Here is a 24,543-nt window from a genome sequence, read left to right on the forward strand (position 1 = left end):
TCGGCGCGATTCCGCGTCGCGCGATGAATACAAGGACGCATATCGCGAAAACAGCCGCGAAAATCGCCTTATCTCGGTTAACGCGGGCGAATGCATGCTGGCCGACCGACCAAGCCTGTCCCTATCAGGAACAGCCCGGTCCGAAATGGGATCGGCTCATTCCATGCCTCACTGACACCGACCCATAGGTTGGGGGGCAGTGAGATCCGGGATCAGCCTGCCCGGGCGAGGACGAGGTCGGAGGCGGCGGAAATCACGCGGTTGCGGCCCGTGGTCTTGGCCTCGTAGAGGGCGATGTCGGCGCGTTTGATCATGGCCTCGATCGTGTCGCCCTCGCTCCATTGGCTGACCCCGAAGCTGCAGGTCAGCCGGATCGGCGTGCGTGCCCCACGGATACGCATGCCTTCGACGAGGCGGCGCAGGCGTGACGCGAGAGCCTCGGCATCGGCCACCGGCCGGTGCGGAAGCACGATGCCGAACTCCTCGCCTCCGAGCCGCCCGACGATGCCTTCCTCCGCGATAGTCTTGCTGACGTTCTGGATCGCCGCATCGCCGACATCGTGGCCGTACTCGTCGTTGATGCGCTTGAAATGGTCGATATCCACCAGGATCGCCGACATGTCGCCGTGGTTGCCGACGCGGTCGGCGGCGTCCCGCACCCGCTGGAGGAAGGCGCGCCGATTGAGGAGACCGGTGAGCGGATCGGTCTCGGCAAGGCGAATCAGCTCGCTTTGCATGGTCGTCAGCCGTTCCGCGGCACGCATGCGGGCATGCAGTTCCTCGGCGCCGGGCGGTTTCTCGATGAAATCGTCCGCTCCGCTGTCGAGGGCCTCGGCCAGATTGCGGGAGTTGCGGGCCGAAGACATGGTGATCACGTAGAGAGGACGATTGGTCTCGGCGATCAGGCGCGCCGACCAGCACAGTTCGAGCCCGCTCAAAGGGCGGACTTCCAGGCTCGTGATCAAGACTCGCACAGTCGTCGTGTAAGTCACGAAGTCGAGTGCTGCCTGAGAATCGGTAAAGACATCGACCGTATGGCCTTGCGGCTCCAGAAGTCCGGCGACGACCTTCAGGACAACACGGCTCGTGTCGACGATGACAATGTGCATGGCGTTGGTCACTCGCCCGATTTCTAGCGCTGTGTTTCAGCATGGCAGCTACAGATTAACATGTTGCCAAGACGGCATGCCCACATGAGTCCATCCGAGGCCTCGGCAGGCGGATGCCCTGCATCGCCCCCTGCGGGAGGGCGTCGCAAGGCGGATCACCGACGCTCCGTCATCCCCGGTTGAATGCCGCGCCTCCGACTGGTAGCTAACGCGTCGGGCCGGCGTAGCACAGCGGTAGTGCAGCGGTTTTGTAAACCGAAGGTCGGGAGTTCAATCCTCTCCGCCGGCACCACGCTTTCGTGTGTAAGCGCAATAGGTTACGCTGTCTGACGGACTTAGGCTGGCCGGGTCTCACACGGCGGCCTCCCACATAGCACTTCAGATGGCGCATCCCCGGAAGGATCCCGGCACGGGAGCCTGTCACTTGCGGCGAAGGCCCCACAGGATTGTGTCTCCCGTATCAAAGGGACGCGAGTCATTCTTCACATCGATGAAAAGCCTGTGGCCGTCACTGCTGGCGCAGTGGTCCAGGTGTCCCTCCGAACCAAGGATGTTGCGGAGGCGAAGCGACGCCACAGCGAGGCTGATGCCGAACTCAAGCGCTATTGGGAAACCGTCCGGATCGGGCCACAGCCGCTGACGCATAGAGGAGTGACGGCGCCGACAGGCGAAATGTACGCCGCAGGGATGCAATGTCTCGGTGACGACAGAAGCCGATACCTCCTTAGGGTGGTCGAGGAAGCCGATCGGGTTGGGAGCGATCTCAAAACGGATCACATCAATTTCGAGACCCTGCGCGACGCCTTCCTAAGCACTCTCGAGGAGGCTGGAACACCGGCAGAGTGGGCCAAGTTCGACGATCTCCGTGCCATCCCGATGGTGACGCTAGAGCTGCGCCCGACCACGTTGGGTCGGGACACATCTCTAAGCCTCTGTTTGCCGCGCTCTTTTTCGCCGAACCGGCATCCACTTCGGCGGAGAGCGCTCTAGAGGCCGCGTTCGGAGCTCAAGCGGACGCACTTCTGCAGCAAAAATCGCTTGTGACGGATGTAGCCAGTCGAGTTCTTCTGATGCGGGAGCTTTGTCGAGCAACGCGCCAAGCTGCAGACAGCGGCTTTCGAAACGCCAGCGGAGATTATAGTGTGGATAAGACACTTGCTCGCTTCCCTGCCTGGGATAGCGGCCCTCGTCGTCGGGTGAAGAGGCGGTCTGTTACAATCAGCGACATTTTTTCGGCCTGGGAGGCAGGGCCAAAACAGGAAGTTCAGCCTGCGACAGTCAAACGCTATCGCAGCATATTTGGATTCCTTTCTTCATATTTCGGAGACCGTGACGTCAATTCCTTATCAGATGATGACGTTCATGAATGGGCAACTCATCGCCGCGACAAGCAAGGCGTCACCGCGCGATCAATTAACCGGAATGATTTATCCGCCGTAAAAGCTGTGTTCGGATGGGCCACAACCCGTTACGCAAGGCGCTTGCTGCAACAAAACCCAGCTAGCAACGTGCGTTTGACTGAACAAAAGTTCGATATCATGCAGCAAACTCACCTAAAATCGTTGAGGGCAATGCGATGCGATTGGCTGATTGAATCCGACCTTATGGAACAAATGCCCCAGGAAGCTACGGCACGGTCAAGTGCCGTGACGCCGGCTAACGATTCACGATGGGCGTGAAGCTTGCGAGACTGGGCTATGGCCCCGACCGCCTGTGTACTCCTCCACGCCCGAAGCTGGATCTCCAGCACCCAAGCCGCAAAAGCTGGGGAAGCATCCGAAAGCCGCCGAAACCGAAGCGCAGCCTGATAAGCCAGTGTCCAATCAGGACGATGATCTGTAGCGGCGGACGGGGAGGTCGACCGTGTCTTTTCCTCAGCGATCGCCTTCAGCCGTTAGCCAGGAAGGGCGTCACGCCCGTGATCGTGGCGACCCAAGCAGCGCCAATCCTTACCCCTTGGACACTGAGGAACATGCCACCTGGAAACGGGGTTGGGAAATGCCCGACAGGGAGATTGGGCAGGAGAAGGCCAAGGGCGATCAGGAGTGAGAGTTTGGCCTGTCACCTGTCAAAACAATCTGGCTAGGTTTTTCCACGCCTTGGGTTTGCCCCACCCTCAAGCCCACCACTGAACGAACGAGCTGCAGCACGTCGCAGCGCAGTTGATCGTTCTCGATGGTGGCATAGGTACGAAGCGGATCGACAGCGCCGGCCTCGCGGAAGAAGCCGAAGGCATCGTTGTGCTCCTCGGCTTCATGATCGCCGAACAGGGTAGACATCGGCACTTCGAGGAACTGGGCGATCTGCTGCAGCCGGCCGCTGCTGACGCGGTTCGCTCCTTTTTCGTACTTCTGGATCTGCTGGAACGTGACGCCGACGTGCTGGCCTAGATCAGTCTGCGACAATCCCTTCGCCTTTCGCAGCGTTGCGGTGCGTAGGCCGACGGTACGATCAACGTCTGTCGTGGATTTTACAGTCACAGTGGCCACCCACTATATTAAGTAATGATTAAGTATGATGGCATTCCATATGGGGGCCACTGCGTATTTGTCTTTGCAACATAGGGAATCGGCACTCAGCTGATACGCTGTAAATCCCCAGTGTTGCAAGATCGCACTATCGCTGCTGGCGCATTCAGGGCTCTGTGTCGTTCAAATTCATCGCACGGGCCAACGACTTCCATGTTCAAGAAGCTTCTCCTCACCACTGCGGCCACCGCTCTCCTGGCTGGCGCCGCTTCGGCCGCCGACCTTCCGCGTCGCGCTGCACCGCCGGTCTTCGTGCCGGTGCCGGTGTTCACCTGGACGGGTGCCTACTTCGGTATCAACGCCGGTTACGGCTTCGACGCCGGCAGCAACAGCGACCGCTACGCCCTGCCGGGTGGTTCGGTGCTGAACTCCTTCACCCGCACCCCGGTGGTCGTCTCCACCAACGGCGGCAACGATCTCGAAGGCTTCGTCGGCGGTGGTCAGGTCGGCTACAACTACCAGTTCACCCCGGGTTCGGGCGTGGTCGTCGGTCTTGAGGCGGACGCCCAGTACACCGACTTCGGCAACAAGAGCCGCACCGTGACCGGCACCATCAGCCCTGTCGCCGGCGCTCTCAACAGCCCCGTCGGTGTCCGCGTCCCGGGCAACGAGATGAACTTCTTCGGCACCGTCCGCGGTCGCCTCGGCTACGCGTTCGATCGCGTCCTGTTCTACGGCACCGGCGGCTTTGCCTATGGCGACGGTGGCACGGGTGGCGACGACTTCCGCACCGGCTACACCGCTGGTGGTGGTTTCGAGTACGCGATGCCTACCGACTCGTTCTTCAACTTCTTCAAGTCGTCCGCAGTGACGCTGAAGGTCGAAGGCCTGTACGTGAACCTCGAGAACGAAGGCCGGGCCGGCAATCGCTCGGTGTTCAACCCAGCCACCAACGTTCTTACGCTCAGCCGTTCGGTCACCGCTCGTGAGAGCGAGTTCGCCGTCGTCCGCGCTGGCCTGAACTACAAGTTCGGATCTTACTAAGGCGCTTCGCCTTATATCCTCTGACTGAGCATCCCCAGCCCGATCCAGCCGGCCGCTCGGCCAACAGACGCCCTAGGAGCTTCTCCTGGGGCGTTTTTCGTATGTGCATCAATCCTGGTCATGCCGATGAGTGGATGTGGCTGGCCAGTAGGGCCGATGCGCGCATCGCGATGGCTTGGGTTGGCTCGCACACACTCTCGCCGAACTTTAGGAGGATCGTGGCGGTGGTGCAGGCCCTATGCCGCTGCACGCCGGAGTGAGCAAGCCTATGATCAAAATCCTGACGGCGATCCTGTCGGTCATCGTGGTCCTGGCGCTGGGCGCCTGCCTCACGGTTGTGACGCTTCCGTTCCGAGCCGTCCGTGGCCTGGTGCGCAGCCGAGCCGTGCCTGCATAGAGAAGCGAATCTTTCTCCCGCACCTTAACGGTTTGTTGCCAACGTCCGGTTAGGAAGTCTCAATCTTTTGAGGATCTTCCCATGCGCGTGCTGCTGATTGAGGACGACGCTTCGATCGCCGCGAGCATCGAACTGATGCTCAAGTCGGAGAGCTTCAACACCTACACGACGGATCTCGGCGAGGAAGGTATCGACCTCGGCAAGCTCTACGACTACGACATCATCCTGCTCGACCTCACCCTTCCCGACATGTCGGGCTACGAGGTGCTCCGCAATCTGCGCGTGGCGAAGGTCAAGACACCGATCCTGATCCTCTCTGGCATGGCCAGCATCGAGGACAAGGTGAAGGGCCTTGGCTTCGGAGCCGACGATTACCTCACAAAGCCGTTCCATAAGGACGAACTCGTCGCCCGCATCCACGCGATCGTCCGCCGCTCGAAGGGCCATGCCCAATCGGTCATCACCACCGGTGACCTGACGGTGAACCTCGACGAGAAGATGGTGGCCATTGCCGGCAACCGGGTGAACCTCACCGGCAAGGAGTACCAGATCCTTGAACTCCTCGCTTTGCGCAAGGGCACGACCCTTACGAAAGAGATGTTCCTCAACCACCTCTATGGCGGCATGGATGAGCCCGAGTTGAAGATCATCGACGTCTTCATCTGCAAGCTGCGCAAGAAGCTCGCGAACGCTTCCTCCGGTAAGAACTACATCGAGACCGTCTGGGGACGTGGCTACGTGCTCCACGATGGCGTAGCCGAGATGCAGGCTTTGGCCGGTTAGGGTCTCTCATCCGCGTTTTGTGAGCAGGCTTCAAAACCATTGCGCGTCAAGCGGCTGCGTCTGGCCGCCGATGGGGCCGAGTAGGTCCGGGAACTGTGCCGCCTCCGGTTGGGCCTGCGCGGCCGGTGTTTCGCCCATGGTCGCAGATCCACCGCCCATGATCGCCTGTAGGAAACTCGCGGCACTGAACGAGTGAGCTGCCCGAGCTTCCGTTGGCATCGGCCTCGGTGTCACCGGCCCGGTCGAAGCTGGCGCACTCGATACACCGAATGTTTGCTGTGAAAGTCTACGGGGCCGTTCGGCAGTTCGTCTTCACCGACGGAAACGTCCGCGCCATCGAGGGAAGGATCTGCAGGAGCGCTTTGCCGGCCACGAGGAGAAGACCCGCTCGCTGGGCGGAAGGAGCGGAGTGGTGGCTCGCAAACATGCTTGATCCACGATCGAACTCCTCATGGAGGCGCTTGCCCGCCTCGGGGCTGCGTTATCGACGCGCGGGTGGCGGCGCGCTTCGCACGATGAGGCCCAACCGCGCCTTCGCCAAGAACGGGCTTGGAGTAATTTAGCAGGCGATCCTGCCACCTGAGGCTTTAACTGGTCGGTAGCAGCATTGCTCCTCGACGCAACCTATGATCGGCGGGGCGGCATTGACGCCGAGAGGATCAGGGCGCCGATGCGGGACAATGCCGATGTGATCGAACGGGTGCCGGAGTTGAAGCCGATCCGCTCACCTACCCTGTATATGGGGCAATTCGCATCTAGCTCTAAGCCCGCGGCCGAGAGCCTTAACCTATGCATGCAAGACAGAATCGAGTTGCTGCCTGGCGCAACGCATTGGCTGCACCATGAGAAGGGTAGGACGCTAACGATGCGCCTATGACCTTTCTCAGCCAGTAGACGCCCTTCGTGTACCCCTCAGCGAGGCCCGCTGACCGAAAACAACCTGAACTGCTACCGCGTGTTGCGAGGAGATCTTTATTCACTTGCTAGTACATGCGTCCGTGCTGCTGTGCGACAGTAGCTTGACCGATGCTTGCTGCGGAACTCTCCTCCAGTCCTTCCCGTTTGCGTAACCCACAGAGAGAAACAACTTCTGACGGGCGCAATATGGTAGGAACTGACGAGCTTCGTTTTGGACCACTTAGCCGTAGCTGCGCGCATCTGTGTGTCGACATGCAGCGTATGTTCGCTGAGCAAACCGATTGGTGCACGCCCTGGATGCCTCGCGTTCTGCCGAAGGTGGTGCAGATCGTCGAGGCTCATCCCAAAGAGACCCTGTTCACTCGTTTCGTGCCAGCTCAAATGCCGGGCAATGGGGAAGGAACGTGGAAGCGCTACTACGAGCGCTGGTCTTCCATGACGATTGCGCACCTCGGAGTAGACAGGGTCAACCTTGTCCCAGAGCTTAGCCGTTTCGTGCCGCCTGCCGAGATGATCGACAAGCACGTCTACTCGCCATGGTTGGGCACAGACCTGCACGAACGTTTGCGCGGGCGGGGCATCGACACGCTCGTGATTACAGGTGGTGAGACGGACGTGTGCGTGCTTAGTGCCGTGTTAGGCGCTGTCGATCGCGGCTACCGCATTGTCGTCGTCACAGACGGGCTCTGCAGCTCTTCGGACGAGGCGCATGATGCGATGCTCACCCTCTACCATGGCCGATATGGCCAGCAGGTCGAGACCGTCACGACTGATACCCTGCTTCGGGGGTGGGTGTAAGGAAGCGGGCTCGTGATAGCTCGGAGACCATGCGATGCGTTCTCTGGTCTTGCTTATCGGCCATAGCAAGACTTGGCCGCAATAGGCCTGATACTTCCTCTGCCCTCACATCCTAGATGTGCATATCAGGTGAGACATCCATGCTGCACGTTGTACTGCTCGGCGACTCTGTTTTTGATAACTCTGCTTACGTGGGCGGAGCGCCGGATGTGGTAGAGCAACTGCGAACAGTTCTGCCTGAGGGCTCACAGTCCACATTGCTGGCCGTCGATGGTCACGTGATCACGGACGTGCCGCGCCAGCTGAGCCGGCTTCCAGACAGCGCGACCCACCTCGTGGTGAGTGTGGGTGGTAATGACGCGCTGAGAGCGTCCGGTGTGATCGAGCGTCCCACCCGATCAGTGGCTGAGGCTCTCTACCTGTTGGCTGAAGTAAGAGAACGCTTTCAGACCGCGTACAGCGCCATGCTGGACACGGTCCTGGCGGCGGCACGCCCTACGGCACTCTGCACGATCTACGACCCACGCTATCCAGACCCTCAACGACGACGGCTGATCACGACAGCCCTCGCGCTGCTGAACGACGTAATCACGCGCGAGGCCTTCACGCGTGATCTCTCGCTGGTCGACCTGCGCGTTCTGTGCAACGAGGACGCTGACTTTGCCAACCCCATCGAGCCGTCGGTCAAAGGCGGGCAGAAGATTGCCAAGGCTATCGCGGCCTTTCTTCATGCGCGTCCTGAGATGCAAGGTGCCAGGGCCTTCGCCAGATAGCGGCGGATGCACAAAGCCCCTATCGCTAGCTTCGCCCGACCCCATGGACCCGAGATGCCGCACCATCCGATCCAAATTCTACTACCCCTCTCCGATAGCTAAGGCCACGGCTTTCCCGGCTCCGATTACACGTGCGTGAGATCGGAACTTACCAAGCAGTTCGGCGGGCTGACGGCGTTTACGCGTAGTCCGGCTGAGGGTCTTCGGGCTCATGTGCGGCCGGGCGAATTCACGCCGAAGGCAGGCAATCTCAACCACCTAACCGGATGGAGACTACCTATGTGCATGCGCGATTGATCAATTTGAATTTGGCTAAAGATGATATGAGGCGTCACCTAACTTGGGTGTCCTCCTCACTGCGGCGGCAGCGGCGATGGGATAGAGATGAAGTAAATCGCGTATGCCACCAGCGCTGCGAACAAGATACCTGCCGCAATCAAGCCGAAGCGGTTACTTTTGACCGGTGACGGTTTTTTATCGATGGGAGCCATTGAACCTCCTGTTTCGCTAAAAGAACCCCGTTTTTGAAGTTTGGTTCAGTATCTCTTGAACATACTAGGTGATTCACGGATGCTCGTGTTCGGAACGGGCGGCCTCGAACTGGGCTGTGTGGACGGATTAATATCCTTGGGCTGTCGCTCTGATGGGCGACACGGCAGACAGCGTCGAGGATTACCGTAACCGCCTGGAGGGCCGCCTTCGTGCACTCGCCCGGACGCAGGCGCTGCTCACTCGAACAGCCAATGCCGGCGTGGATCTGGCCACCCTGGTCCGCGAAGAGATCGGGGGCCAGGTTGAGCACGACGACCAGTACCGTCTCTCCGGACCGGAACTCCTACTTGTTCCAAAGGCCGCGGAAGTCCTCACGCTGGCCGTCCATGAACTGGCGACCAATGCCCTGAAGTATGGGGCTCTGGCTGAGCCGCATGGCCGGGTCATCATCGCCTGGACGGGATTATTGTGAGGCACTCTCTCGTTAGCTCGCCTAGCGAACGTCTGCTTCCGGCGACCATTGGGAGTTGCGTCTTCGACTAGGTTGGGTCGGGACCCGTCCGTCCGCTCCAAGACCGGGCTGGGTGGATTTGCGACTGTCAGCTTCCACGAGGCGGAGGTCACGGAGAGGGCGTATCGGAGCTGTCGGATCTCGGCAGCCCGAATCTTCGGCACGTGGGTGCGAAGCTATCGCAGGGCTTTGCAGAACTCAGCTGCGAGCCCATCAAACGCGGCGTGCAGGAAGGAGTCCAGCGGCTGATCTCCGCCCACCTGGATCCAGTCCTCAATGGCCAGGCGCATGGCGCCGAGCGAGGCCATCGCGAGGAGGCGTAAGGGCGTGCTGCGATCGGGACTCGGCCACCGCTCGACAAGCGTCGCATACAGGGCCTGCTCATGCAGGCCGTAGGTTGCCTGCTTACGCACCCTGAGGGTTTCGCTGGACCGCAGGACGCGGTCGATGCTGATGAACTCCTGGGTCCGGAAGCCTGCGGATAGCGTCAGCATCGCATCGCGGACCGCATCCACCGGCACCTTGTCGGAAGGCTGGGCCAGGATCGCCTTGTGCAGGGATGCGCTGAACCCCCGCATCTGCCAATCCAGCAGGATCTCCTCCTTCGACTTAAAGTAGTAGAAGAAAGTCCGACGCGAGATGCCGGCCGCCTCGGCGATGGCATCCAGCGTCGTCGCCTCGTAGCCGTTCCGGCTGAACAGCTTAAGGCCTGTCTCCGCGATCCTCTCCAGCGTCTCCTGACGCTTACGCGCGCGCAGGCCACTCGGCTTTGATGACACGATTTCCATACCGGCGTTTTCGCATGCGATTTCGCACATACAAAACTGCACTCAGTGCGAATATATCTTTGCACCGAGTGCGATTTAGCGTGTGGGGCGGGAAAGACCTGGATGTCTGGCTGGACGTTGAAAGACCTTCCTTCCCAGTCGGGACGGGTTGCCATCGTGACGGGGACAAGTGGCCTCGGCTTCGAGAATGCGCTCGCACTCACGCGGGGCGGGAGCGAGGTTATTATCGCTGGGCGCAACTCGGACAAGGGCGGACAAGCCATCAAGTTGATACGGCAGAAGTCGCCTGACGCGAGGGTTCGCTTCGAAATCCTCGACCTGGCAAGCCTCGCTTCGATTGCTGCCTTCGCTCAGCGCATGGCGGGCGATCTCAACGGCGTCGACTTACTGATCAACAATGCCGCAGTGATGAATCCGCCGGTGCGCAAGGTCTCTGGCGACGGCTTCGAGTTGCAGTTCGCCACGAACTACCTCGGACACTTCGCGCTCACCGCGCATCTGCTGCCGTTGCTGCGCCGGGGGCGCACACCCCGCGTGGTCACGTTGTCCAGCGTGGCGGCCCGTAGCGGCCGCATCGACTTCGACGACCTGCAGACGGAGCGCACCTATCGCCCGATGGCGGCCTACGCTCAGTCCAAGCTCGCCTGCCTGATGTTCGCGCTCGAACTTCAGCGCCGCAGCGAAGCGAACGGCTGGGGGGTCACCAGCCTTGCGGCGCATCCCGGGATCTCGCGGACAGACCTGTTGCCGAACGGCTCAGGTCGCTGGAGCTTCGCCGGCATCATGCGGACCTACATGTGGTTCCTGTTCCAGCCGGCAGCGCAGGGGGCATTGCCGACCCTGTATGCCGCGTCCTCGCCATTTGCTTTGAGCGGGGGGTACTACGGTCCGACGCGACTGGGTGAGACCCGCGGCGCGCCGGGGCCCGCCGCCATTCCGGTCCAAGCTCGGGACGAGGCCGTTGCGGCTCGGTTATGGGCCGAGTCCGAACGTCTGTCCGGCGCGGTGTTCCAATAGATCCCGGTCGTCGGACGGACCTTCCCGATCATACGTAGCGAAGCGAAGGAGCCGACGGATACCTGGGCGTCCCACTGCTCGGCCAAACGGTGACCCTCCGTCGGGCCCAGTAAGTCGCCTCGACCGGCCTAATTCCCAAGATCCCATGCCCGTGGCCTTCCTCGGCCATTCCAGAGCAGCTCCCACTTGGATGGAAACGATGTCGAACGGCTCGCTCACGTTCTGGATCGTCATCGCCGCCGCCAGTGCCGCATTCGGTGCCTTGTACGGCATCCTGTTCCACGAGGGGCCGGCCGTACTCGGCGTTACGTATGGGACATGCATCGGCGTCCTCGCCATCGCCTACGAGCGCGGTGCCCTGTTCCCGCGGTACACGACCTGCCTCCGGCGCCTGCCCTCTCTGGCCTACTTCGCCGCGGCGGAGATGAGCTTGCTCCTCGTGATCATCATAGGAATGGGCGTGATGGGCATCGTGGTCCGAGCCTTAGGCCTGACGGACAAGAGCTTGGCGGAGGTCGTGATACCTCGGCCCCAGGCTGTCATCTACGCGATGGCTGTGTCGGCGCTCCTGATCGGCGTGTTGCGCATGCGCGACCTCATCGGCCGCAGCACATTCACCAACCTGATCCTCGGTCGCTATCATCGCCCGCGCAGCGAGGAGCGCATCTTCCTGTTCCTCGATCTCGTCGGCTCGACCGCCTATGCGGAGAAGCACGGGGACTTCGCGGCGCAGGAACTGCTGAAGGACGTGTTCGAGACGATTGCCGAACCGGTTCGCCGACATCGCGGTCAGATCGACGACTACATTGGCGATCAGGTGATCATCTCCTGGCCACTGATGCGCGGCATCGAGCGGGCCAGATGCATCGAATGCATCTTCGCGATCCAACGAATGCTCCGCGATGACCGCGACCGATGGACTAGGAGATTCGGACTCGTCCCGGAACTCCGCGCGGCGCTCCATGGCGGCAGTGTCGTCACGGCCGAGATAGGGATCGACCGGCACAAGATCGCCTACTTCGGCGACGTCATGAACGCAACCGCCCGACTGGAAGGTCTGTGCCGGCAGACAAGCCGGTCCGTGCTCGTCTCGGAAGCCGTGCTCTGCAGGATTCCCGTGCTTCCAGACGGCATCGAGGCGGAGGCCTTGGGGCAGCATGTTCTGAGGGGGCGTAGCGGGGAGATGGTCGTCCACGCGCTTAGCGAACGGCGGAAATTCTCGGTCGTTGGCGAGGTCGTCGGTCAACCCCATCATGGGCGCGGGGTTGCGGCGTCCCATCGCTTGTCTTGAACGGGCGTACCGTAAGCGCCGCTGGATGACGGATAGAGCGCTCTCCGCCGAAGTGGATGCCGGTTCGGCGAAAAAGAGCGCGGCAAAACAGAGGCTTAGAGATGTGTCCCAACCCAACGTGGTCGGGCGCAGCTCTAGATGTCCATCCCGACCCCGAATGCTTCCGACGAAGGCCACAAGGCTCCCGCCCGATCGACCTGCCGTCAAACACCGTGAGACGTTCATGCCCATCACCGCCGATGTCCCGCAACGCACGGACGCCTTCCCGGCATCGACCAATCGTAGCCTCAGCCGCCGCCGCTTCGGCACGATGGCCCTGGCGTCGGGTGCCGCAGCCTGGCTCTCGTCCCTGTCGGCCCAGGCGCTGCCGGCATCCGAGGAAGCCCGGGTCATCGACTTCGAATGGGTCGATCCGACACGCGACCGCGCGGTGCCGGCGCGGCTCTACTGGCCAGCCTCCGCGACCCGGAAGGGACCGATCCCGCTCATCGTCTTCTCCCATGGGCTCGGCGGTTCGCGAAAAGGCTACAGCTACCTCGGCGAGGGGTGGTCGGCGCGCGGGATCGCGAGCCTGCACATCCAGCACGTCGGCAGCGACCAGACGCTTTGGGAGGGCAACCCGATACTGCTCCTCGACCGTCTCGATGGGGCAGCGGACGAGCAGGAAGCCATAGAGCGGACGCGGGACGTGAGCTTCGGCCTCGACCGCCTGCTCCATCGTGACAATCCCTTCCAAGCCGCCATCGACAGGAAACGCGTTGTCGCGGCCGGTCACTCATACGGGGCGAACACGACCCTGATCCTGACCGGCGCTCAGGTGATCCGCAACGGGAAGCCCATCGGGGGCCGGGACCCACGCTTCACGGCGAGTATCGTGATCTCAGCCCCGCCCTTCTACGGCGAGGCCGACCTCGCGGCAGTTCTCGCTTCTGCGGATGTCCCCTCCCTCCACGTGACCACGACCGAGGACACGATCCGCATCCCCGGCCGTTACTCCCCGGTGCAGGACCGCATCGACGTCTTCAACGCCATCCCTACGGCACGAAAGGCCCTCGTCGTGTTCCAGGGCGGTTCGCATAGCGTCTTCACCGATCGATCCCTTAGGAACGGCGGGCCGCTGAACCCTCTGGTGAAGCGTGCGACGATGGAAGCCGGCATAGCCTTCCTCGACCTCGTTCATCGCTCCGATCCCGCTCCAATGGAGGAATGGAACGTGACCTGGAAGCCGATCCTGGCCGCTGCACCGGTGCCTTTTCCGGCCCCGACGAGACAAGCGGACCGTAGACGTCGCGCCTGAGGTTCGAACCACATCATGGCTCAATGAAGCGGCCGGCGCGACCTAATCCCACGGCTGGCGGACGCTACGGCATTGATAGGTTCGAACTCATATGCGTTGCCGTCTACGTACTTTCATGCACCCACTTCGAGACGTCCGCCCAGCCCCTCGTGACCGTCATGATCTGCCGCCATGCCGGGACGCGGCGAGGCCGCTATCCCGTCCTGCTCTCGCCACTACTGCCCCGGCTTAATAGCCCGAATGATCCGGTGTGGAAAAAGGCAATACAGCTGATCTGGCGATCCGCCTACGTCGCGCGGAACGACGGCATACCAGGACCGTTCGTTCCATTGCAGCGTGCTACGGGCGAACCCGCCTGCTGATGCTGCTGGCCACTTTGATCGGACACCTGCCATGGCTCAGAGCCGCGACTTCGCACGTCCCGCTGCTCTCATGACGTTGGGAGCCGCGGCTCTCGGTCTTACCGCCGTTGTGGTGAGTGCGAGAGCACGACAGGCGGAGCGGGACAACCCGCCGACCGGCCGAATCATCGACGTTGATGGCCTTCAAGTTCACTATGCCGAGGTGGGCGACGGCGAACCTCTGGTGCTCCTGCACGGCAACGGCAGCATGCTCCAAGATTTTATGTCGAGCGGCTTCGTCCAGGCAGCAGCCAAGCGCTATCGCGTCATCGCCTTTGATCGACCGGGCTATGGTTATACCGAGCGACCCCGCAGCACCATCTGGACACCCTCCGCCCAGGCAGATCTACTTCGCACGGCGCTGCAGCAAATTGGGGTCTCGCACTCCCTCGTGCTGGGCCACTCCTGGGGTGCCTCTGTCGCCATCGCCCTCGCGCTCGACCACCCGGACATGGTCCGGGGCCTTATCCTAGAGAGCGGGTACTACTACGGTTCAGTCCGTGCGGACGTCGTACTGATGTCCGGTCCCGCCTTGCCGCTCATCGGCGACATCCTGCGCTACACCGTTTCGCCTCCCGTCGCTCGTCTTCTCTGGCCGTCGATGATCCGGAAGCTGTTCAGCCCTGCACCGGTGGCCGCCACGTTCGAAGGCGTCCCCTCCGAAATGGCAATCCGTCCCTCACAGTTGCGGGCCAGCGCGGCCGAGTCTGCATTGATGATCCCAGACGCGCTGGCGGTCCAAAACCGCTACGCCGAACTCTCAATGCCGGTGGCCATTGTCGCCGGAGCTGGGGACAAGATGGTGGATCTTGCCACTCAAGCCGTGCGCCTGCATCGCGTGCTACAGAATAGCAGCCTGCATGTCGTGCAGGATTGCGGTCATATGGTGCACCATACCGCTCCCGGTGAAGTGATGTCAGCTGTGGAGACAGTTGCCCAGGCGGTCGAAGCGGCGCCGCGCCTCAAAACCGATGGGTAGCGGTTAGAGCGCGTTCCAGCAGGGAACAGGCGGCGGCTATCGATGCAGGAACGGTAGTCCAATGGGGTCGACTTGGTAGGTTAAGATTGTGGAGACGCAGTCGAATCCTTCCCACTGGTTAGACCGATGGCCTGCTATCTCCGCAAGGCCGTACGACCCGTTTAATGAGCTGCACCATGCTGCTGGAGTGGCGCCCTTTGGCTCACGAGATCCTCGTCTTGCTTCCGCCAACTTGGGCCAAAGTCCCTGGAAAAATTCGCGAACGCTGGCGGCAAAAGTATGCCTCGGCCTTATGCAGCAAACTTGCCTAAATGCGCTGAAGGCAACGGTTAGACGGATGCCTTCTCAGCCTTCGCGCCTTCCGGTCTCTCTTGCCTTTCCTTTTAGGGAAGGTTGCAACCGGCCGCTCGTCCTCGCCACGCTCCTTGATTGAGAATGCGCAGCAAGGCATTCCAGGAGACCGGACCGTGCGGCGCCTGACCGACATGCTCCGGCGGTTGGTCGAGAAAGCAATGGCGGCGGATGTTCGGCTCGCTTCTTTCATTGGGATCGGTTGCCCCGGAGAGATCCGCTCGGACGGCACCATCGCCTGCGGTACGCAGAACCTTCCGGGTGACTGGAAGGCGGACGGCTTCCACCTCCCGGAACGCGTTCGCTCTGCCCTGCCGGTCATTGCTGGCGCCGAAACCGTCATCGTTTTGCACAACGATGCGGTGGTCCAGGGCTTGAGCGAATTGCCTTACATGCGTGATGTTCAGCGCTAGGGCATCCTGACCATCGGCACAGGTCTGGGCAACGCCCGCTTCACCTGGGCTCAAGACGAGTAGGGTTCGACCCCCAACATACACTCTGCAGCCTTCCGAGCACTGAGAACGGCGTTTTCCTCAGGCCGATCGACCGTCTATGGCGCATTATAGCGATCACCGGCCTGGGCGCGCGAAGCGTAGCGGACGCGAAGCACCCTGTGAAGAAAGAACAGCTAGCGAGCGCGTTTGAATGAGATGCTTATTCCCAGGATATCATCATTATAGTGAGCGCCTCGGGCGAATATATGGGGTGGCGGCATGCTCGAACACTGTGGCACGACAAGAAACGCCTCGGCGGACCACCTCAATGACGAGCGCCAAATCCTTCCGTAGCATCGCCATCCTCCGGACCGTTTTCCTCCCGCTCCAACCTGCAGTAATCGACCAGTAAACGCTGAAAGGGAGCGAGGTCGGTCGCCTCAAGGTAAGTGTTCTCACGTTTGATGGCCGCACGACATTTGGCGATCTCTTGGTCCGCCTCCCGGTCGACATCCGCCGTCTGCGCAGAGCTCAATGTCTGCAGCGATCCCAATCCCATTCGATCAGCAATTGCTACGCGAATCTCGTCACGCTTGGCCACCAGCTTGTTCACGATGCTCTACCTCCGCGCCATGACAGGCTTCTTCCCAGGTAACTGCAAGATGCCAAATATGGCTCCCAGCGGATCAACATCTTTATGCGGGCAGGCATTTCCTTAGGCGGCTCAAGTGAATTCGCCTCCTTTGATATTGAAACTGGCGATGCGCTCAAGATGCATGATTGAAGTTCCGCCTTTCCTCGAATCCAGGCGTTGCAGTATGCGGCCTTGAAGGCTGAAATCGGGTCAGTATCCTTTGTCGACAAGAGCCTACGCTTCGGTCCGCTCAAGGGCTACGCTTGCGGCCGCCAGTGCGACCCCGTCGAATCACTTCCGGCCAATGCTCTGTATTGCAAGGTCGGTCTGAGTAGGGTCGGGACTTGCTGGTCTTCTCTACTGCCGGAGCGGGTAGTTTGCGGGCATGCAGCTTTCAGAAAGGAAAGTGCTGGAATCTGCGGCCTGCAGCCCTGTTCGACCGAGCGTTCAGTCCCTACCGCTCCTGGCGAAGGCCCCGAGCGAGACGCGCGCCACCTCTCGCAGGGCCTCGCGATTGGCCCCCGACGACGCGATGACGCCCATGCCAGAGGCCACCGTCGACAGGAATCGCGCCAGTGCCGCAGGATCCGCGTCCTCCGGCAGATCGCCGTCGGCCTTTGCCTGAATGAAACGCCCGAGGAGTTCCGTCTCCGACTCGGCCCGGCGCGAGGCCAGCTCGAACGGGATGTTCTCCGAGCCGGCGCCGCAGGCGAGTCCGCCCTGGACGAGAAGGCAGCCGGGCGGATTGGCCGGGTCGGTATGGCTCTCGGCGATGCTGCTCAGGAAGCGCTCGGCCACGTCGCGCGCCGTGGCGCCGGCGAGCACGTAGCGCATGTGCTCCGACCGCCGCAGCGCGTAGCGATCGAGGGCGGCCTTGAGGAGGCCCTCTTTGCTGCCGAAGGCTGCGTAGAGGCTCGGCGCCTTGATGCCCATCGCCTTCGTCAGCATGGCGAGGCTGGCGCCGTCGTAGCCGTGACGCCAGAACACCTCCATCGCCTCGTCGAGGGCTTTGTCCCTATCGAAGGACCTGGGTCGCCCCATCACCATTGTCAGCTGACTCCAACTTTTATAACGAGTGGTAGATAAGTCTCTTGACGCCCGCCGTCCATGCCGACATGTGTAGCGAACTCTACAGATGTCGGAGTCGGCCGTGAACCCTTCGCCTCACGCTTCCCCTACCCGTTCCGGTTTTCGGCGCAGCCTCGCGGCCGGTGTTGCCTTCGCTCTTCTGGCGGGCGCCTTCGTTCAAACCCTCCCCAGCCTGACGGCGCACGGAACGGAGGCGGTCGCCGCACCGGCGCCGGCCGAGCCCGCGACGCCGGTGCCCGTCGCCACCGTCGCGCCTCGCCCGGTCGTGCTGTGGGACGAGTTCTCCGGCCGACTCGAAGCGGTTGACCGGGTCGACGTCCGGGCACGTGTTGGCGGAGCGATCCAGGCGACGCACTTCACCGAGGGCGAACTCGTCAGGCCCGGCGACCTGCTGGTGACCATCGACCCCGCACCCTACGCCACCGAAGTCCATCGCCTGGAGGCACAGGCCGCCGGCGCCGAGGCGCGTCTCGCCCTGACCGCAAGCGACTTCGAGCGTGGACAGCGGCTTTCCGACCAGCGCATCGTCACGGCCCGCGATCTCGATGTCCGCGCCAACGCGTTCAAGGAAGCCAAGGCGAGCCTCGACGCTGCCAAGGCGACGCTGGAGGCCGCCCGGCTCAACCTCAGCTACACGGAGGTGAGGGCCGCAGTCGGCGGACGCGTTGGACGCCGTGAGATCACGCCGGGGAACCTCGTCGCCACTGGCGCGGGCGCTGCTGTGCTGACCACCCTCGTCTCCGTCGATCCCGTCTATGCCAGCTTCGACGCAGATGAGACCGTCGTCCTCAAGGCCCTGGCCTCACTGGCTGACCCCTCGGGCAAGCGCGGCAGCCTCGACCGCATCCCGGTCGAGATGCTCACCGCCGACGGGGCGCGGGCGCGTGGGCACCTCCAGTTCATCGACAACAAGGTCGATGCGCGAAGCGGCACCATCCGGGTCCGCGCAAGCTTCGGCAACAGCGACGGACATCTCATCCCGGGTCAGTTCGCTCGCATGCGCCTCGGCCAGGCCGCACCCGAGACACTGCTGCTCGTGGACGAGCGGGCGGTCGGCACGGATCAGGACAAGAAGTTCGTGCTCGTTGTGGGGGCCGACGACCGCGCAGAGTTCCGTGCCGTCACCCTCGGCCGGTCCGTTGACGGACTGCGCGTCGTGAACTCCGGCCTGTCAGGCGGCGAGCGCATCGTCGTCAACGGCCTTCAGCGGCTCCGGCCCGGCATGCTCCTCCGGCCCGAGCCGGTCGCCATGGGCGCGCGGCCGCAGGACTCCGCAACGGCTCCGCGCCGAGTCGCGCAGAACTGACGGGCGGCGCAGGCCGCTCTTCCCGATCGGACTTCTACCCGGCGGCCGCCATGCGACCGCTCTCTCTCCCCGTGCGCCCAGGAGGGCGGCATGAACCTCTCGAAATTCTTCATCGACCGGCCGATCTTCGCAGGCGTGCTCTCGGTGCTCATGTTCATCCTGGGCCTGATCTCGCTCTTCGCGATGCCGATCTCCGAGTATCCGGACGTGGTGCCACCCTCGGTCGTCGTGCGCGCGACCTTCCCAGGCGCTAACCCCAAGGTCATCGTCGAGACGGTGGCGACGCCGATCGAGGAGCAGATCAACGGCGTCGAGGGCATGCTTTACATGTCGAGCCAGGCCACGACCGACGGCATCATGACGCTCACCGTCACGTTCCGTCTCGGCACTGACCCCGACAAGGCCCAGCAGCTCGTACAGAACCGCGTCTCGCAGGCCGAGCCGCGCCTGCCGGCCATCGTGCGCCAGCTCGGCATCGTCACGGTGAAGTCCTCGCCGGACCTGACCATGGTGGTGCACCTCGTCTCGCCCAACGGGCGCTACGACATGACCTACCTGCGCAACTACGCGGTGCTGAACATCAAGGACCGGCTCGCCCGCCTCGACGGCGTCGGGCAGGTGCAGCTTTTCGGCTCTGGCGACTATTCGATGCGCATCTGGCTCGACCCGCAGAAGGTTGCCGAGCACGGGCTGTCGGCCGGCGACGTCGTGCGCGAGATCCAGGCGCAGAACGTGGAGGCGGCGGCCGGTGTCATTGGCGCCTCGCCGGCAATCCCGGGACTCGACCTCCAGCTTTCCCTCAACGCCGACGGGCGGCTTACCACTGAGGAGCAGTTCGGCGACATCGTCGTAAAGACCGGGGAGAGCGGTGAGATCACCCGCCTGCGCGACGTCGCCCGGATCGAGCTCGGAGCTTCCGACTACGCCCTGCGCTCCCTTCTCGACAACAAGTCCGCCGTCGCCCTGCCGATCTCCCAGTCGCCCGGCTCGAACGCGATTCAGATCTCCGACGAGGTCCGCCGGACCATGGCGGAGATCAAGCAGAACATGCCCGAGGGCGTCGACTACGAGATCGTCTATGATCCGACGCAGTTCGTGCGCGCCTCCATCGAGGCCGTGATCCACACTCTGCTGGAGGCCATCGCCCTCGTCGTCCTCGTGGTGATCCTGTTCCTGCAGACCTGGCGCGCTTCGATCATCCCGCTTCTCGCCGTGCCGGTCTCCATCGTCGGCACCTTCGCGGTGATGCACGTCTTCGGCTTCTCCATCAATGCGCTCAGCCTGTTCGGCCTCGTGCTCGCCATCGGCATCGTGGTCGACGACGCCATCGTGGTCGTCGAGAACGTCGAGCGGAACATCGAGAGCGGCCTGTCGCCGCGAGACGCCAGCTATCAGGCCATGCGCGAGGTCTCCGGACCCATCATCGCCATCGCCCTCGTGCTCGTGGCGGTATTCGTGCCGCTCGCCTTCATCAGCGGCCTGACGGGCCAGTTCTACAAGCAGTTCGCCCTCACCATCGCTATCTCGACCGTCATCTCGGCCGTCAATTCGCTGACCCTGTCGCCGGCTCTCTCGGCGCTGCTGCTGAAAGACCACCACGCCCCCAAGGACCGCCTGACCCGCATCCTCGACGGGATGCTCGGCTGGTTTTTCCGGCGCTTCAACCGCGTCTTCGGGCGGGCCTCGGACGGGTACGGGCGAGGCGTCGGTTTCGTCGTCTCCCGCAAGGCGACAATGATGGTGCTCTACCTCGTCCTCGTCGGTTTGACCGTGGTGCTGTTCCGCCAGATCCCCGGCGGCTTCGTGCCGGGCCAGGACAAGCAGTACCTCGTCGGCTTCGCGCAGCTGCCGGACGGCGCGACCCTCGACCGGACCGAGGACGTGATCCGCCGTATGAGCGAGATTGCCCTGAAGGAGCCCGGCGTCGAAAGCGCTGTCGCCTTCCCAGGCCTCTCCATCAACGGCTTCACCAACAGTTCGAACTCAGGGATTGTGTTCTCCACCCTGAAGCCATTCGAGGAGCGCCGCTCGCCGGCCCTGAACGGCGGTGCCATCGCCCAGTCGCTCAACAAGAAGTTCGCGGCAATCCCCGAGGCCTTCATCGCGATGTTTCCGCCACCGCCTGTGAACGGCCTCGGCACCATCGGCGGGTTCAAGATGCAGATCGAGGACCGGGCCGGCCTCGGCTACGAGGCGCTCAACGACGCGACCAAGGCCTTCCTGGCCAAGGCCGCCCAGGCCCCGGAGCTCGCGGGCCTCTTCTCGAGCTTCCAGATGAATGTGCCGCAGCTCTTCGCCGAGATCGACCGGACGAAGGCTCGACAACTGCGCATCCCTGTAACGGACGTGTTCGACACGCTGCAGATCTATCTTGGCTCGCTCTACGTCAACGACTTCAACCGGTTCGGCCGCACCTACTCGGTCCGGGTTCAGGCCGACGCGCCCTTCCGCGCCCGCTCGGACGACATCGGGGCGCTGAAGGTGCGGGCGGGCTCCGGCGAGATGGTGCCGCTCGCCGCACTGCTTCGCGTCCGGCAGACGGCCGGGCCGGAACGCGCGATGCGCTACAACGGCTTCCTCTCGGCCGACATCAACGCCGGTGCGGCACCGGGCTACTCCTCGGGCCAGGCCCAGGCGGCCGCCGCCCGCATTGCGGCCGAGACCCTGCCGCGCGGCTTCGCCTTCGAGTGGACGGACCTGACCTACCAGGAGTTCATCGCCGGCAATTCCGGGATGTGGGTATTCCCGCTGGCGCTGCTCCTCGTCTTCCTCGTGCTTGCCGCCCAGTACGAGAGCCTGGCCCTGCCGCTCGCCATTCTGCTGATCGTGCCGATGGGCCTGCTCGCGGCGATGTTTGGGGTCTGGCTTTCAGCGGGCGACAACAACGTCTTCACCCAGATCGGCCTCATCGTCCTCGTCGGCCTCTCGGCCAAGAACGCGATCCTGATCGTGGAATTCGCCCGCGAACTTGAATTCGCCGGCCGCACGCCGCTCCAGGCCGCCATCGAGGCGAGCCGCCTTCGGCTGCGGCCGATTCTGATGACTTCTATGGCCTTCATCATGGGCGTGCTGCCCCTGGTGACGGCCACCGGTGCCGGCTCAGAGATGCGCAGCGCCATGGGCGTCGCTGTGTTCTCCGGTATGATTGGCGTCACCGCCTTCGGCCTCTTCCTGACGCCGGTCTTCTACGTCCTCCTGCGTCGCCTCAGTGGCAACCGGCCGCTCAAGCAGCATGGCGGCAGCGCCCCGGTTGTTCATCAGGAGCGGATCACAGAGGCCGCATAATGGTTCCGTACCGACGGGCTGGTCTGCCTGAGCCGGCATGGATCTGCTGCACCTCGAAAACGTCACCCAACGACTGCTTTCGGAAGAGGTTGGATCCGAAATTTACTGCGACATTGGGTCGGGTCCCGGTGGTCCGCTCTATGAGCAAGAAGGGTGGATTTCTGCCGGTCCGCTTTTGGAATGCGGTTCGCCCAATCAGACATACGCCCAAACGGCTGAGCCCACGCGGTCTTACTCTTCGGTGCCCTGCTTCTCGCATGGCATGGCTTCCACCGCTTCGTCACGGCGATCAGCGCTGTCGAGGGGACAGGCACATCTCACCGCGGATGGATCGAGACGTCGATGCCAAAGCGACCTCGCAATAAGGGTGTAATGCGCTCCCTGATCGCGTCAAATCCCGCGTCACGTCGCTCGGAAGCAGCGGGCGATGAGGCCCCGCAGAGCAAGTCGCAGGCTCGCCGTGCGCGCGATCGGGTCCACTGCCTGCGTGAATAGTCGCAAGATCAGGGTTCGGCGCTGCAGAGGGGTTGGCGCGAGGGCAACCGCATAGTTGCCCGCCTGCACCGCAAGAAAACTGGCTGGAACCCAGCCGGTTGGCTCGATCAGGACATTGAGGCCGTCGCCCACTGCGAAGGCGTGGCCCGGTGCGGTGAGACGCAGCCGGGCGGTCTCCATACCGAGGGTCGCCAGAACCGCGTCGTAAGCGACCCCGCCCGACCTCACCCGCACGGGCTCTTCGATCCGGAACTCCTCCGCCCCGCGGGGACGCTCGAAGCAGACCAGGAAGGCGACGAAGCAGAACAGCATGGCGACGCCGGCCCAGATCAGGTTGAAATAGTCGAGGGATGAGATCTCGGTGGCCCCGGACGGGGAGACGAACGACCAGACGATCGCGCCGGCGGAGAGCAGAGTGATCGCTCCGAATCCTGCCGCCATGCGCCAACGCACCATGGACACCGAGCGATCGCCGCCCTTGTCGGTAACCTTGAACGGACGACCGAACGGCCGGATCGCGGCGGATGCCAGGGTGAGCGTGATGGCCAGGGCCGTCATGATGTGCGTGACCTCCATGAACAATGGGAGGGTGCGCCGTCCGGACACCCAGCTACTGTAGGTCCAGAGGGCGAAGAGCGTCGGCAGGCCGTAGCGAAGGAACGAGAGGTAGTCGGCCTGGAAGGCCGGCATATCGAAGAGCCAGTAGATCGACGGGGCCACCAGCATGAGCACGATGAACGGCTTGCACAGCCAGTTCAGCACTCCGTGGAAGTAGTGCAGCCGCTGCAGCAGGGTGTAATCGCCGCTGCGGAAGGGGCCGACCTTGAGCAGAGCAACCTGAATCGTGCCGAGGCACCAACGCGTGCGCTGGGTGATGTATTCCGGTAGTCCCTCCGCCGACAATCCGGCACTAAGGCGCTCGTTGAGCCAATGGGTGCGATAACCGTGGCGCATCAGCGAGTAGGTGAGATTGATGTCCTCGCAGATCGCATCGTGCGGGAATCCCCCCATCTCCTCGACGCGGTCGCGCCGCACCAGGAACGAGGTGCCAACGCAGAAGGCGCAGCCCCAGGCATCCTTGGCCGGCTGGAACACGTCGAAAAAGATCCGCTGATCGTCGACCCAGGCCTCAGACGCCATCAGGTTGTGCTGGATGGGATCGGCGTTGAAGAAGAATTGCGGAGTCTGGACGACGGCCGCTCGTTCGTCATGGAAGAGGCCGACGGCGCGGCGCAGGATGTTGGGCGCTACCGCGAAATCCGCGTCGAGCACCAGGATGATCGGCGCGTTGGACCGGCTCGCAGTATGACGCAGGGCATTGTTCAGGTTGCCGGCCTTGGCACCGTGGTTGTCGGGCCGCGTGACGTAGTTCGCCCCGACCTCCTCGCAATAGGTCCGCAGCCAGTCGCGCCGGGTGTCGTCACAGACCCACACCGTGGCGTTCGGGTAATCCACCGCCAACGCCGGGATGATCGACTTCTCGACCACGTCCAGGGGCTCGTTGTAGGTGCAGATGAAGATGTCGACGGCGGGCCAAGCACCGCTCACCGAGAGCCGCGCCTCCTCGCGGTCGGCCTCGGCGGACCGGTCCTCGAAGCGGAATAGGATGACGATGGACATCAGCGTGTAGAGGATCGCCACCATCTCGAAGGCGAAGAACAGGTAGGGCCAGAGCATGTCGAGCCCCGGCTCGAAGCTTGGAAGGGTGTCGTGCCAGCGCCAGGCGGCGTAGCAGACGATGAACACGGCCGTGGTTAGGCCGAACAGAATGCGGGCGGCGGCGCTCGTGCGGTCGAGCAGGCCCGCCATGACGAGGAGCCCGATGAGAATACCGAGATCGATGGTGAGGACGGACAGGACGTCCTGAGGCGCTTCGAACATGG

General features: G+C 62.8%; 22 protein-coding genes and 1 tRNA gene. 15 read left to right on the top strand and 8 right to left on the bottom strand.

Annotation, left to right across the window (positions count from 1 at the left end):
• Positions 1–212 precede the first annotated feature (212 nt).
• Entirely contained in the window at positions 213–1,109 is an 897-nt protein-coding gene (locus tag IPV08_RS04420; RefSeq protein ID WP_207410917.1) for a diguanylate cyclase, read from the bottom strand.
• 217 nt (positions 1,110–1,326) lie between these two features.
• On the opposite strand from IPV08_RS04420, the gene IPV08_RS04425 reads away from it, so the two are divergent.
• Positions 1,327–1,401, top strand: a tRNA-Thr gene (locus IPV08_RS04425).
• A gap of 128 nt (positions 1,402–1,529) precedes the next feature.
• On the opposite strand, the gene IPV08_RS04430 is transcribed toward IPV08_RS04425, so the two are convergent.
• Positions 1,530–1,886: a hypothetical protein gene (locus IPV08_RS04430; protein WP_207410918.1), complete on the bottom strand. Its 357-nt coding sequence runs from the start codon at positions 1,884–1,886 to the stop codon at positions 1,530–1,532.
• 365 nt (positions 1,887–2,251) lie between these two features.
• Between IPV08_RS04430 and IPV08_RS04435 the strand changes: the two genes are divergently transcribed.
• Positions 2,252–2,788, top strand: a complete 537-nt coding sequence (locus tag IPV08_RS04435) for a site-specific integrase (RefSeq protein ID WP_207410919.1) — start codon at positions 2,252–2,254, stop codon at positions 2,786–2,788.
• A 360-nt stretch (positions 2,789–3,148) separates the two neighbouring features.
• Here IPV08_RS04435 and IPV08_RS04440 read toward each other — a convergent pair whose 3' ends face one another.
• Positions 3,149–3,589, bottom strand: a complete 441-nt coding sequence (locus IPV08_RS04440; protein ID WP_207411015.1) for a helix-turn-helix domain-containing protein — start codon at positions 3,587–3,589, stop codon at positions 3,149–3,151.
• Between the two features lie 201 nt (positions 3,590–3,790).
• Here IPV08_RS04440 and IPV08_RS04445 point away from each other — a divergent pair, with 201 nt between their 5' ends.
• The 5 genes from IPV08_RS04445 (at position 3,791) to IPV08_RS04460 (ending at position 8,290) form a co-directional block, all read left to right on the top strand.
• Positions 3,791–4,621: a porin family protein gene (locus IPV08_RS04445; RefSeq protein ID WP_207410920.1), complete on the top strand. Its 831-nt coding sequence runs from the start codon at positions 3,791–3,793 to the stop codon at positions 4,619–4,621.
• A 268-nt stretch (positions 4,622–4,889) separates the two neighbouring features.
• Positions 4,890–5,018: a hypothetical protein gene (locus tag IPV08_RS24890; protein WP_280136556.1), complete on the top strand. Its 129-nt coding sequence runs from the start codon at positions 4,890–4,892 to the stop codon at positions 5,016–5,018.
• Positions 5,019–5,099: 81 nt separating this feature from the next.
• Positions 5,100–5,801 carry a response regulator transcription factor CtrA gene (locus tag IPV08_RS04450; protein ID WP_056428356.1) on the top strand — a complete coding sequence of 234 codons (702 nt, stop codon included), beginning with the start codon at positions 5,100–5,102 and terminating at the stop codon, positions 5,799–5,801.
• A gap of 1,104 nt (positions 5,802–6,905) precedes the next feature.
• Positions 6,906–7,517, top strand: coding sequence for an isochorismatase family cysteine hydrolase (locus IPV08_RS04455; RefSeq protein WP_207410921.1), 612 nt, complete (start codon positions 6,906–6,908; stop codon positions 7,515–7,517).
• 140 nt (positions 7,518–7,657) lie between these two features.
• The gene (locus tag IPV08_RS04460) at positions 7,658–8,290 is read left to right on the top strand and encodes an SGNH/GDSL hydrolase family protein (RefSeq protein ID WP_207410922.1); all 633 of its coding nucleotides are present in this window, start codon (positions 7,658–7,660) and stop codon (positions 8,288–8,290) included.
• A 353-nt stretch (positions 8,291–8,643) separates the two neighbouring features.
• On the opposite strand, the gene IPV08_RS04465 is transcribed toward IPV08_RS04460, so the two are convergent.
• Positions 8,644–8,781, bottom strand: coding sequence for a hypothetical protein (locus tag IPV08_RS04465; protein ID WP_156467779.1), 138 nt, complete (start codon positions 8,779–8,781; stop codon positions 8,644–8,646).
• A gap of 152 nt (positions 8,782–8,933) precedes the next feature.
• Here IPV08_RS04465 and IPV08_RS04470 point away from each other — a divergent pair, with 152 nt between their 5' ends.
• Positions 8,934–9,254, top strand: coding sequence for a sensor histidine kinase (locus tag IPV08_RS04470; protein ID WP_207410923.1), 321 nt, complete (start codon positions 8,934–8,936; stop codon positions 9,252–9,254).
• Positions 9,255–9,469: 215 nt separating this feature from the next.
• Here IPV08_RS04470 and IPV08_RS04475 read toward each other — a convergent pair whose 3' ends face one another.
• Positions 9,470–10,111: a TetR/AcrR family transcriptional regulator gene (locus IPV08_RS04475; RefSeq protein WP_246747782.1), complete on the bottom strand. Its 642-nt coding sequence runs from the start codon at positions 10,109–10,111 to the stop codon at positions 9,470–9,472.
• Positions 10,112–10,183: 72 nt separating this feature from the next.
• On the opposite strand from IPV08_RS04475, the gene IPV08_RS04480 reads away from it, so the two are divergent.
• The 5 genes from IPV08_RS04480 to IPV08_RS04500 all read left to right on the top strand — a co-directional run bounded on the left by IPV08_RS04480 (position 10,184) and on the right by IPV08_RS04500 (position 15,830).
• Complete coding sequence (locus tag IPV08_RS04480; RefSeq protein WP_207410924.1) at positions 10,184–11,098, top strand: SDR family oxidoreductase; 915 nt, start codon at positions 10,184–10,186, stop codon at positions 11,096–11,098.
• A 199-nt stretch (positions 11,099–11,297) separates the two neighbouring features.
• Positions 11,298–12,389, top strand: a complete 1,092-nt coding sequence (locus tag IPV08_RS04485) for an adenylate/guanylate cyclase domain-containing protein (RefSeq protein WP_207410925.1) — start codon at positions 11,298–11,300, stop codon at positions 12,387–12,389.
• Between the two features lie 223 nt (positions 12,390–12,612).
• Entirely contained in the window at positions 12,613–13,686 is a 1,074-nt protein-coding gene (locus tag IPV08_RS04490; protein WP_246747783.1) for an acetylhydrolase, read from the top strand.
• Between the two features lie 393 nt (positions 13,687–14,079).
• Positions 14,080–15,066 carry an alpha/beta hydrolase gene (locus IPV08_RS04495; protein WP_207410926.1) on the top strand — a complete coding sequence of 329 codons (987 nt, stop codon included), beginning with the start codon at positions 14,080–14,082 and terminating at the stop codon, positions 15,064–15,066.
• A 467-nt stretch (positions 15,067–15,533) separates the two neighbouring features.
• Positions 15,534–15,830, top strand: coding sequence for a hypothetical protein (locus tag IPV08_RS04500; RefSeq protein ID WP_207410927.1), 297 nt, complete (start codon positions 15,534–15,536; stop codon positions 15,828–15,830).
• 346 nt (positions 15,831–16,176) lie between these two features.
• Here IPV08_RS04500 and IPV08_RS04505 read toward each other — a convergent pair whose 3' ends face one another.
• The gene (locus tag IPV08_RS04505) at positions 16,177–16,464 is read right to left on the bottom strand and encodes a hypothetical protein (RefSeq protein ID WP_207410928.1); all 288 of its coding nucleotides are present in this window, start codon (positions 16,462–16,464) and stop codon (positions 16,177–16,179) included.
• Positions 16,465–16,932: 468 nt separating this feature from the next.
• Entirely contained in the window at positions 16,933–17,532 is a 600-nt protein-coding gene (locus IPV08_RS04510; RefSeq protein ID WP_207410929.1) for a TetR/AcrR family transcriptional regulator, read from the bottom strand.
• An 88-nt stretch (positions 17,533–17,620) separates the two neighbouring features.
• Between IPV08_RS04510 and IPV08_RS04515 the strand changes: the two genes are divergently transcribed.
• Both IPV08_RS04515 and IPV08_RS04520 read left to right on the top strand, forming a co-directional pair.
• Positions 17,621–18,880: an efflux RND transporter periplasmic adaptor subunit gene (locus tag IPV08_RS04515; protein WP_207410930.1), complete on the top strand. Its 1,260-nt coding sequence runs from the start codon at positions 17,621–17,623 to the stop codon at positions 18,878–18,880.
• A 90-nt stretch (positions 18,881–18,970) separates the two neighbouring features.
• Positions 18,971–22,165: a multidrug efflux RND transporter permease subunit gene (locus IPV08_RS04520; RefSeq protein ID WP_207410931.1), complete on the top strand. Its 3,195-nt coding sequence runs from the start codon at positions 18,971–18,973 to the stop codon at positions 22,163–22,165.
• Positions 22,166–22,567: 402 nt separating this feature from the next.
• Here the strand turns inward: IPV08_RS04520 and IPV08_RS04525 are convergent, their stop codons facing one another.
• On the bottom strand, positions 22,568–24,541 hold the full coding sequence (locus tag IPV08_RS04525) for a cellulose synthase catalytic subunit (RefSeq protein ID WP_207410932.1): 1,974 nt from the start codon (positions 24,539–24,541) through the stop codon (positions 22,568–22,570).
• Between the last annotated feature and the right edge of the window lie 2 nt (positions 24,542–24,543).

Origin of the sequence: Methylobacterium sp. SD274 (assembly GCF_017355285.1) — a bacterium.
Lineage (GTDB): Bacteria > Pseudomonadota > Alphaproteobacteria > Rhizobiales > Beijerinckiaceae > Methylobacterium.